Annotated in this window: 9 protein-coding genes; all 9 read right to left on the bottom strand. The window is 36.8% G+C overall.

Going from position 1 to position 11,291, the window contains the following annotated elements; genetic code table 11:
* Positions 1-142: 142 nt before the first annotated feature.
* The 9 genes from ACYVLS_RS09800 to ACYVLS_RS09840 all read right to left on the bottom strand — a co-directional run bounded on the left by ACYVLS_RS09800 (position 143) and on the right by ACYVLS_RS09840 (position 11,010).
* On the bottom strand, positions 143-1,591 hold the full coding sequence (locus ACYVLS_RS09800; protein WP_460324036.1) for a 6-phospho-beta-glucosidase: 1,449 nt from the start codon (positions 1,589-1,591) through the stop codon (positions 143-145).
* A gap of 36 nt (positions 1,592-1,627) precedes the next feature.
* A complete protein-coding gene (locus ACYVLS_RS09805; RefSeq protein ID WP_460324038.1) occupies positions 1,628-2,545 on the bottom strand; it encodes an ROK family protein in 918 nt (305 codons plus the stop codon).
* A 252-nt stretch (positions 2,546-2,797) separates the two neighbouring features.
* Complete coding sequence (locus ACYVLS_RS09810; RefSeq protein ID WP_460324040.1) at positions 2,798-3,691, bottom strand: DUF7916 family protein; 894 nt, start codon at positions 3,689-3,691, stop codon at positions 2,798-2,800.
* Between the two features lie 17 nt (positions 3,692-3,708).
* Positions 3,709-4,287: a hypothetical protein gene (locus ACYVLS_RS09815; RefSeq protein ID WP_460324042.1), complete on the bottom strand. Its 579-nt coding sequence runs from the start codon at positions 4,285-4,287 to the stop codon at positions 3,709-3,711.
* 300 nt (positions 4,288-4,587) lie between these two features.
* Complete coding sequence (locus ACYVLS_RS09820; RefSeq protein WP_460324052.1) at positions 4,588-6,267, bottom strand: ABC transporter permease; 1,680 nt, start codon at positions 6,265-6,267, stop codon at positions 4,588-4,590.
* A 53-nt stretch (positions 6,268-6,320) separates the two neighbouring features.
* Positions 6,321-7,406, bottom strand: coding sequence for an ABC transporter ATP-binding protein (locus tag ACYVLS_RS09825; protein WP_460324044.1), 1,086 nt, complete (start codon positions 7,404-7,406; stop codon positions 6,321-6,323).
* A 14-nt stretch (positions 7,407-7,420) separates the two neighbouring features.
* The gene (locus ACYVLS_RS09830) at positions 7,421-8,509 is read right to left on the bottom strand and encodes an extracellular solute-binding protein (RefSeq protein WP_460324046.1); all 1,089 of its coding nucleotides are present in this window, start codon (positions 8,507-8,509) and stop codon (positions 7,421-7,423) included.
* A gap of 88 nt (positions 8,510-8,597) precedes the next feature.
* Complete coding sequence (locus ACYVLS_RS09835; protein WP_460324048.1) at positions 8,598-9,362, bottom strand: response regulator transcription factor; 765 nt, start codon at positions 9,360-9,362, stop codon at positions 8,598-8,600.
* Entirely contained in the window at positions 9,355-11,010 is a 1,656-nt protein-coding gene (locus ACYVLS_RS09840; RefSeq protein WP_460324050.1) for a sensor histidine kinase, read from the bottom strand. The genes ACYVLS_RS09835 and ACYVLS_RS09840 overlap by 8 nt, the downstream gene beginning before the upstream one ends.
* Positions 11,011-11,291 lie beyond the last annotated feature (281 nt).

An 11,291-nucleotide genomic window follows, 5' to 3' on the forward strand; every position in this document is an offset into this window, starting at 1 on the left:
TAGACTCTTATTAAAGGCTAACTTTTTTTAAAAATCAGTTTTTATTTAACCTGATCAATAGCTAGCATCAAACGAGCAACAAGATTTTTTTAATACATAGTTTTTCATAGATTATTGGGTGTTACCTCAACATTCAGCTAAATTAATTGGTCAATCCATTATTTTCAATGACTTTCTGATACCAGTTAAAGGATTCTTTTTTGCGTCGCTCTAAGGTTCCATTACCCTGGTTATCTTTATCCACATAAATAAAGCCGTAGCGTTTTTCCATTTCCCCTGTGCCGAAACTGACAATATCAATAACGCCCCAGGGGGTGTAGCCCATCAAGTCAACGCCGTCTTCATTCACAGCCAGCTCCATCGCTTGGATGTGTTCTTTAAGGTAAGCTACTCGGTAGTCATCCTGGACAGTTCCGTCTTCTTCAATTTTATCGTAAGCGCCCATGCCATTCTCGACAATAAAGAGCGGCTTGTTGTAGCGCTGATATACTGTGTTTAAGGTGTAGCGCAGGCCGTTCGGGTCAATCTGCCAGCCCCAGTCGTTTGCTGAAACGTATGGGTTACCGACCATTTTGGCACCAGGGTAATCTCTCACCGGACTGCCTTCGACGTCTTCCAGTGTCGTCACCGCGTTCGACATGTAATAGCTGAAGCCGATATAGTCAACCGTGCCTTCTTTAAGTACCGCTAAATCCTCTTCTGTATAGTCAAAGCTGTAGCCTTTCTTTTCCCAGTTTTTGAGTGCATAGTCCGGAAATTCACCTCTGACGTGCACATCACTATAAAAGAAACGGCGCTCCATCATTTTCACGGCAGCCAGCTGATCATGGGGGTTGCTTGAATACGGATAGACCGGTACATAGGCCATCATGCAGCCAATCTGAAAATCAGGATTGATCTCTTTTCCGATAGTGACCGCGCGTGCACTGGCAATCAGCTCATTGATACTGGCTTGAATCGTCACTTCTTCTTTATTATCTTCTTCTGAAAACTGAACAGCCGAATTCGTCCACACATGCAGCTCGTCAAAGCTGTCCATCTGGTTATTGATTTCATTAAAGGTCATCCAGTATTTGACTTTATCCTTGTACCGCTCCATCACCGTTTGAGCATAGTGTTCAAAGAAGTCAATCAGCTTTTTGTTTTTGAAGCCACCGTAATTAGAGTACAAATTATACGGAATTTCAAAATGCGACAAGGTAATGACCGGCTCAATACCGTTTGCCAGCAGTTCATCAAACAGTTCGTCGTAGTAAGCCAGTCCTTCTTCGTTTGGCTCCAAATCATCGCCATTTGGAAAAATTCTCGCCCAGTTGATGGACGTTCTAAATGCTTTCAAGCCCAGTTCCTTGAAGTAAGCAATGTCTTCTTTGAAACGATGGTAAAAATCAATCGCTTCATGGTTTGGGTAGTACTCACCTGCTTCAATGCCGTCCGTGATGCGTCTTGAAGTGTTGACGTCGCCTCCAGTCATTACATCAGCTGTCGACAATCCTTTACCTTTTATGTCATACGCCCCTTCAAGTTGGTGAGCAGCTACTGCTCCGCCCCATAAAAAATCTTTTGGAAATGTGTTTTCTTTATTAATCATCATCTACTCCTCTATGGTTTTTTTGAATTTTTTTTACTATTCTTCTTCGCCAAGCTGCCCAATCGAAGCAAAAACGGCCCCTAAAATATTGGAATTATTTTTGAATGCGCATGTGTCAATTGTGACCCGTTCAAATAAGCGACCATAAAATTCAGACTCTTCTCTAAGAATCTCATATTGTTTATCTATTTCCTCCATTAAAATCGCCTGTTCACTTATACCCCCGCCTATGAGGACTTTCTCAAGATCCAGCAGGACATGAATATTGACAAACATATTGACGACTTCTCTAACGTATTGTCTGAAAAATGCTATTAAGTGTGGGTTTTCCCTTTTGTTGATTTCTTCAAAGACTCGCTCGCCGTCAACAGGCCCACTCCAGCCCAGCATGCGCCCACATTCTTCAATAAAATGCACAGAAGAGAGTTTATATCCTACAATGTTTTTTCGGTTCAAGTCAAAAACATTGTTTGTCAGAAAACTGAATTCCCCGGCCTGATAATTCGTGCCTTGATACAGTTTTCCATCTAAGATAATTCCGCCACCAATACCTGTTCCTAGGGTAATGACAATCCCGTTCTGGATTCCCTGCAGATTCCCTAGCCATAACTCACATAAGGCTGCCGCTTTTGCATCGTTGACTATCGTACAGTTTTTACCGTAAGTCTTTTGAAAATGTTCCTTGAAATTGAAATCATGCAAAAATGGCAGCGATCCACCAAAATAGACGATACCTGCATCTGTATCCACTTTACCCGGCATACTGATGGCTACGGATTCGATAGCGCTACTGTCAAACTGCGTGTAAATCTGATCCAGCTGATTTAAAAAACTTTCTAAATCAAGAGGTGTATTCACCTTGTTTTTATCTTCTAAACTTCCGTCGGCATAGACTTTGGCGTATTTAATATTCGTCCCCCCGATATCAATACCGAGATGATATGTATGCGTCATGTTACTCCTCCAGTCAGTTAGTCATTATTTAGTAATATTAAGCGCTTAACTTTTTCATTCTAATCAGTCTTTCTTACCTTGTACAGAGATGATTATTTGTAAACTTCCTAGCTCTACATTCCATACATTTTTATTATAGCGGTTATAGGATGGAATGACCATGAGAGATTCGCATTATTTAAAGATTTTACTGGTAAACACCCTTTTTATACGCAGAAAAAAAGACAGCCTAAACTGTCTTTTAAGTCTATTTTACCGAATGTTTGAACCCGCAATTCGAGCAATCGTATGGCGATCCCCCCGAATAACTCGAGACATCTCCAAAATATTATTATAAAGTGCAATACCCCCATATCCAGCATCGCCAATGTGCTGGATATCTACACCAGCCATCTTGTTCTGCAGAGCAATTTCCTTAATCGTTGATGCATCTGCACTTTCCTGACTGGTTCCAATGGCCGAAAGCGTTAAAACGTTGTGCTTTTTAGCCAGCTTCACTGCTTCTGAAAGAATCTCGAGCGTCACTCCCGGAACTGTTCCAACTGCCGGCAGTAAGATAATGTCTGCCCCGTTATCAATAAAGTCTTCAATAGCGTTCATGTCCACAACCGATTCGCTGACGCCAGCGCCATGCATTTTCCCGGCAATAATGACTCCGTTAAATGTATCTTTAGCGACTTTCAATGCTTCATTAATTTCTTTGTTAGTTACACCTGTTCCTGGATTGCCTGTCAGACAGATAAAGTCAAAGCCCAGTTCATTCGCTTTTTGGTAGGTTTCCTTAAATGCCTGTCTGCCTTTTGAAATGGTTAAGCGGTCTTCAGCCATAACTGCCGATTCATCCACTGGTTCCAAGTTGACCCCCATAGGGCGCCCGACCAGTTTTTTTAAATACGCTATCGGATTAGTTTGATTGTCGATGCCATTGATTTGTGGATCCATAACGTCCAGTCCATTTAGTAAAATGAGATCAGCACCAAATGCCCGCGCAATTTCACTGTTGGTGATGCCTGTCGAAGCAGTCATGCTGACGACATTTTCTGACAAAATTGTCCGTCCTTCGCTCGCTTTTATAGCTGACTTCAAGTCTTCCTTGTCCATCTTTTCAAAATCACTCGCAAAACAGTTTAGTAATCGTTTGACCATTATATCCTCCTTCAGTTTTAGCTGACATCTACTAAATGTTTTTTCATTGATCCCAGCTTTTGTTTTTTGTAATCATGAATATTATCTTTCGTGGTGTTCATGTCTGCCAATACCGCTTTGTAATCAGCATTAGTCATTTCTTCTAAACACTTTACCAACTTAAAGTTAGCTAAAATAGCATCAAGTAAATCACTCTTGACTACGACGTCATGTAGACCCGAACTACTTAAGTATTCTTTACGCTGCATAATTTTAGCCTTGTACTCCATCACTTCTCCCCTTCTATTGAACAGTTCATTATCTGAGAAGTGAAGTGAGTCGTCATTCAACTCTTTATGTAGCTTTTTGTGACTGTAATAGAATTTTATAAAATCATCAATCAACTCCTGAATAACAATAAGCGCATTATTGGCTTCTTCAATTTCATAATTATCTAGTATCATTGTCTTTTGAAGTAAAAGTTGTTGCTTAGCCTCTTCCTGCAATAATTTCTGTGATTCCTTCTTATTGGCTTTAATTTGTATGGTTGAAATAATTAAAGCTACTAATCCACCAATTAAAGCGGAAACAAAATTACCGAAAAATCCATCCCACATTTGTCTTAGGCCCCCTATAAATATACTGTTTACTGGTTATATTATAGCATGATAGATATATTTAATTAATAAATACACTCCTCTACTGCTATGGTCATTTTAAGACTTAGTTTTATAAACTTATGTCTTGCTGGCTTACAAATAAAAATATAGATAAACTGAATATCATTTTTAGAGATTATTTTAAAAAATTAGTACACATTCTTACCAAGTGATACCATAAAAATTTATTAATAATCTTACAAAAGAAAATGGTGCCAGCAGGTTCATCTGAACCAGCCGACACCATATTTAGTTCTTTTATAAACTTATTTCATCTTTTCCTGAAACTTTCATGAATAAGAGGAGAGAGAGTACAGTAAACAGCATCAATACAGTTGATAAGGCTGCAGCTATACCGTAGTTTCCTCGAATAACTTCAGTATAGATTGCTACTGTAACAGTACGTGTATTTACTGTATACAGTAAAATTGAAGTAGAAAGTTCAGAAATCATAGTAATCCAACTTAGAATAGCGCCCGCTATAATACCCGGCATCATCATCGGGACAGTAATTTTGAAGAATGTGTTCATTTTACTACTACCCAAACTTTGTGCTGCTTCTTCAATCGATGGCGAGATATTGTGCAAAGCTGCAACAGATGAACGTATAGTATACGGAAGTCGTCTTACAGCAAATGATACTACCATAATAAATGTTGTACCGGTAATTGTTAGTAACCCTGTTCCACCAATTCCAGTATTATACGATGTTAAAAATGCAATACCTAGGACGGTACCAGGAACAATATAAGGAATCATGCTTAGTGTGTCTATTGACGCAGTTAATGGATTTCGTCTTCTTACTGCTAAATAAGAAATGAAAACAGCATATATAACCACCAGAATAATAGCCAGCATAGGTATACGTATAGTATTAAAAATCGAGTTTCCCATTCTGGAAAAAGCTTCCCTATAACTGTCTAGAGAGTATCCTGGCTGGAATACCATTCCGCTTGTATTGAGGAATGATGTGTATACAAGATAAACTTGGGGCAGTACAGCAGTAAGAACTATACCGTAACTTGTCAAATAGACAAGGATTTTTTTTACACCAGTCAATTTTTTGTTTTGAACTGGATGGAGGGAGTTCATGGAAAAAGAATACTTCAACGCAACTATCTGTTGTAGGAAGAAGATGGATAAAGCAATTACGATTGCTATAACAGCAAGAGCTGATGCAAACGCAGAGTCTCCCCCTACCTCACTAATAAATTCCGTAAAAATCAAAACTGGGAATGTTCGGTATCCTTCACCAATCAGCATTGGTGTACCAAAGTCAGAGAAAGCTCTCATAAATACAAGAAGAGCACCTGCTAAGACCGTCGGCATTAAAAGAGGCAAGACTACTTTGAAGAATCTATTGATTCCTGTGACACCCATTCCTTCCGCTGCTTCAAGAATTGACTGATCAATACTTTTAAATGCTCCGTTAACATAAAGGAAAATCAAAGGAAACAGCTGTAGGGAAAACACAAGTACAATTCCCGAAAACCCATAGATATCTGGCATCTGAAATCCAAACAAATCGCTTAAAAAACGCGTAATCAATCCACTTCTACCGAGTAATAGTATCCATGAGTAAGCACCTATAAATGGCGCAGACATGGATGCAATAATAATTAAAATACGCAGAAACTTCTTACCTTTAAATTCATACATTGCAAATAAATATGCCAGAAGTATTCCAAGAACAAGAGCGAAAAATGTTGCGGTCAAAGAGACTTTGAAACTATTAAAAAGGGTCCCCGAATAATAACTCATGGAGAAAAAGCGCGTAAAATTATCTAATGTGAATCCAGTACTTTCAGTAAAAACAGATTGTCTAAGAAGATTGCCAACTGGATAGACAAGGAATATCAGGTATGTGATGAAGATAAATATTGATGCAGCACCCCAGATATCTATTCTAAAACGTTTTTTCTTAGTATTGGCTGTCATTGCCGTCGGATCAACTTTTACAACACCTTTTAATTCAGATTTATTCGCATCCATCACCCCACCTCCGTGAGGTTAACTGTTCCATCAGAGTTGTAAACATTAATTTTATTGGGATTAACTTTGAAGTAAACGACATCTCCTGAATTTAAATCTTCATCAAAACTAGATTCTTCAGTTACTTGTATATGACTCTCATTTCCAATTTCTACCATATACTCAGTATTCAGGCCAAGGTAAATACTATCCTTAATCGTAGCTTTAAAAGTGTCTTCTACTGAATCTACTCTGTTAAAGTCCTCGGGTCGTATACTTATCCGAACATCCTGAGTCTCAATATGACTCAATTTTGGAACTGACAATGTATACCCTGTGTCAAATACTATTTTAGCTAAGCCGGACTGGTTAATAAGTTTGGCATTAATCATATTTGTACGACCAATAAAAGTCGCAACAAATTCATTAGATGGTCGGTGATAAAGCTCTTTGGGTTTGCCCACCTGTTGAATAATGCCCCCCTTCATTACTGCTATCTTATCCGAAATTGCCATAGCCTCTTCTTGATCGTGTGTCACGTATACCGTGGTAATCCCTACTTCTTTCTGAATTTCACGAATAGCCTGACGCATATCAATTCTCAGCTTCGCATCAAGATTACTTAATGGTTCATCCATTAAAAGAACATCAGGGTTGATTGCCAATGCACGGGCTAAAGCTACTCGCTGCTGCTGCCCACCACTCAACTGATCTGGTTTTCTGTCCATGAAGTCTTCCATTTGAATAAGTTTTAAATATTTTTCAGCTGTAGCCCTCACTTCACTCTTTTTAAGCTTGCGTTGTTTTAGACCAAACTCCACATTCTCTCTTACAGATAAATGAGGAAAAATAGCATAATTTTGAAATACCATTCCAATATTTCTACGACTTGGATCCTGATCATTTATCCTATTTTTATTGAAGAAAAAGTCTCCACCTTCAATTGTATTAAATCCAGCTATCATTCTGAGCAATGTTGTTTTACCACAACCTGAAGGTCCCAGTAGTGTAAACAGGGACCCTTCTGGAATAGTCACATTTAAGTCAGGAATGACAACAGTTTGATCAAATATTTTTTTTGCATTTTTAATCTCTATTTGACTCATAGTCATTCCACATCCTATCTGTTTGATTCAATTTCTACAAATATCTCATTATAGCGATTGATAATTTCTTCTCTATTTTCTGAAACATAGTCCATATCTTCCTGAACAGTATTGATATCTCCGAAGGCTTCCATACTTTCGTTTGTTTCAACATCTTCTCTTACAGGTCGGTTAGTTGTCGTTGTAGACAATACGTTTTGAATTTCCTGAGAAATAATGAAGTCAATGAAGCGCTCAGCATTTTCTCTGTTTTCAGCACCATTAATTATTGCTGCACTCGCTGGAAGAAATACAACTCCTTCTTCAGGATAAACAATTTCAACATTACCACCATCGCTAATTAACTTAGCAACCGGATCCTCATAGGATAATCCTACAGCCATTTCTCCATCCGCTACTGAACGATATACATTACTAGAACTCTGCGAAATTTTGCCGTCTATATTAGTATATAAATCTTTAACAAAATCCCATGCCTCATCAGATTCATAACCACCCATAACTGCTAGAATGTTTGTAAGTTGTGCAAACGCACTGGATGAGTTAGACGGATCGCCAGAGGATATTTGTCCTTTTAGGTCATCATGGAGCAAGTCCTCATAGCTGGTAATTTCAATGTCACCAACTACATCAGGGTTAACAATTAGTACACTTCCATCTAAAGTGTAAGGTGTGTACAAATTAGTTGTATTCTGATATTCTTCTATAACGTTGTCATTTTCCGAAGAAACATATTCTTCAAAAAGATGTTCACTCATAGAATATTGAGAGTAGCCTCCCCCAAAAATGACATCTGCTACTGGGGAATCTTTCTCACTTTCCAGCTTAGTGAATAATTCTCCAGTTCCTGCTTGAATCAAATCAACTGTCACGCCATATTGTTCTTCAAATGCAGGGATGGTTGCATTGATTAATCCTTCTGAGTTTGGTGAATAGACTACGAGTCTGTCAGTTGATTCAGTCGGTTCTTCTCCATCTTCTGCTTCCTCAGTTTCTCCTGCCTGAGTATCGGTATCTTCTGTGTCTGCCCCATTATTACATGCGCCTAAAGTTAATACTGTTGCACCAAATAATCCAAAAAATAATTTCATCTTTTTATTCATTTTCTCCACTCCCTTTTAGTATTAACCTTATTATCACAATAAATGAAGCGTTTTCACATACCACTATTCTTTATATCTGGAAAATATACTACAATTTTTCAATAAATTCTGTTGTACTGACACCGACATACTTTTTAAATACTTTATTATAGTACTTATACTCGCTGAATCCACATTCTTCCGCGATATCATAAACCTTTTTATCTTCATTCTTCAACATCTGTATGGATTTATTTATACGGTACCGATTCAAGTAGTCATTAAATGTAGTCTGTGTTTCCTTCTTAAATTTTTCATGTAGTAATGTAGAGCTGTAGCCAATTTCTTTTGATACATCGTTGAATACAAATTTTTTCCAGTAGTTATGTTTAACATACTCAATCATTTCGAGTACAACTTCATCTTCGATGCCTGATAAAGAATCAGTCAGTATAGCTTTATCTTTTACACGATCTGTCTGTCTTAATTTTAAGAAATAGTTTTGGTGGTCAACTTGAACTATTGCCCTCTTTATTGCTTCACAAATATCCTGTTCCCTAAATGGCTTCACTATAAACTCAGTTACTCCGTATTTTATAGCTTTCTGAGCATTTGAAAATTCATTAAAACCCGAAAGAATTATGGCACTGTAATTGCATTTTATTGTCTCCTCAAACATATCAAAGGCGTTCATTATTGGCATGTTAATATCTGTTAACACAATATCTGGTGTCATAGATTGTATAAGCTCACTGCCTTCTTTCCCGTCCCGAGCTTCTCCAATAACCACACAATTCAATTTTTCAAAGTCGATTCCATAAATCAATCTCTGTCTTATTAATTTTTCGTCTTCTACTATTAATAATTTATACATGTTCTACTCCTTTAACTACAATTTCATTCACTGTGCAATTTAATTTAGAAAAAAGATTAAAACTCGATTGTGGATATAATAAAGAAATCCGCTGCTTAGTATTTCTAAGACCATGATGATACGTTTTGTTGTTGTCATCTTCAAGCATAGAGCTGACTTTCGTACTTGCTTCTTTATTCAATGCATTACCGTTGTCCAATACTCTAAAAATAATTGAGTTATTCCGTCGGTAAATGAAAATCTTAATCTTTAAATCACGTCGGTATTTAAAGCCATACTTCAAGCTGTTCTCAATCAACGGAAGTAAGAATAGTTTCGGCACACTGATGTGTTCAAGTCCCTTTTCACAACTTAATTCAAAATCAAATTCATCAAATCGAATTTTACTAATTTCAAGATAATTTTTTAAGTACTCCAAGTCTTCTACCAACTTAGTGTCAGTAGTCATCTCATCAATACTATATCTAAGAAGACTGTTCATTCTTAGTAGCAACTCATCAGCGAGTTTTTTATCAACATACATCGCCGATCTAATAGTTTCTAATGTATTTGCTAGAAAATGAGGGTGGAACTGAGCTTCAAGCTTTCTCTTTTCCATTTGATGATTTAACTTACTAATACTAAGATACTTTTGGTGGCTCTGTCTAAGATCATCTACCATAACATTTATGTCATCGGCAAGAATTTCAAATTCATCATTCGTTTGAATATTAATATGATAATTCGGTATTTTTTTCACTCGCTGCATTTCATTATTTAAGAAATAAAGAGATCGCCCTATTCGATTTGATATATTTATAGAAAAGTAAATCGAGTACAAGATAACAATAAGTGAGAGGAAAAATAATAAAATTATACTTGAAAGTAAAACAGTTGATTGACCATCGTTAGATACAAATGACATTAATTTCAAGTTACTATATAGCTCTTGTTCCCGTGTTGAAAATGTAGTGCTTGACGTTTCTGGATTCAAAAAGTCATGATTAAGTTTACCTGTCTGCATTAATGTCTGGTCGTTATTCGTGGATAACACATTGTAAAAATTATCATAAATGACGTAATTAGTAGGTGTATCTTGGTTCAAAATTTGAAACTCTTTCCCGTTAATTATCGATACTCCAAATCCTACCTCAACTTCTCTTTTGTAAAATGGAAAAAAATAGAGTAGAAAAGTTTCATTGTTGCTTCGAAAGACACGTAATTTGTTGTCGTAACCAGATTCCTTTTCATTATTTAAAACAATAGATATGTAATTGAGGAAAGCATAATTATCTTCAAATACATTATTCGTCGACAAAAGAGGCATATAGTTTTCGTTTAATACAAGCAATTCACTATTGATAGTCTGTTGTGAATTAAAAGTATAAAAAAGCCGGTACAATTGGCTATCGCTTACTTCGTCAGTATTACTGATAAAGTTGTTAAACGTTTCTTTATTGCTAATAAACAGGTCCTCATGGTGGTGGTCAATTGTTGATGGAATAATAGTACTGAATGATTCAGCTGTTACGTTTAATCGATAGTTCCTCATGTTAATCGTATAAGCACCCAGTAACACTATCGCCAGCAAAAGCATAGATACTACAGTAATAAGTGAAGATTTAATCATTTCTTTTCTTATCTTAAATTCAAAGCGTTTCATTTCCATAATAGGTTGACTCCTTTAACTGAAAAATCAATCCACAGTCTATATTTTTAAAACCGTTTACATATATACTATCAATTCTTAGTATATGGTGAAATGCTCTCATAAGCTACTTGTTTTTTATGGATATGCAAAACTACGAGTTATTTTATTAGACTATTACTCAAGTTTCGCACCCCTAAGAACGACGTTCTATCCTTTTACCGTAAAGATCAGTTAGAATATTGAACTTAAAAGTACAGAAAAAGACACCTCTCTTTGGTAAAATGTAGTTACCAACAAAC

The sequence above is a fragment of the Alkalibacterium psychrotolerans genome (assembly GCF_054784355.1).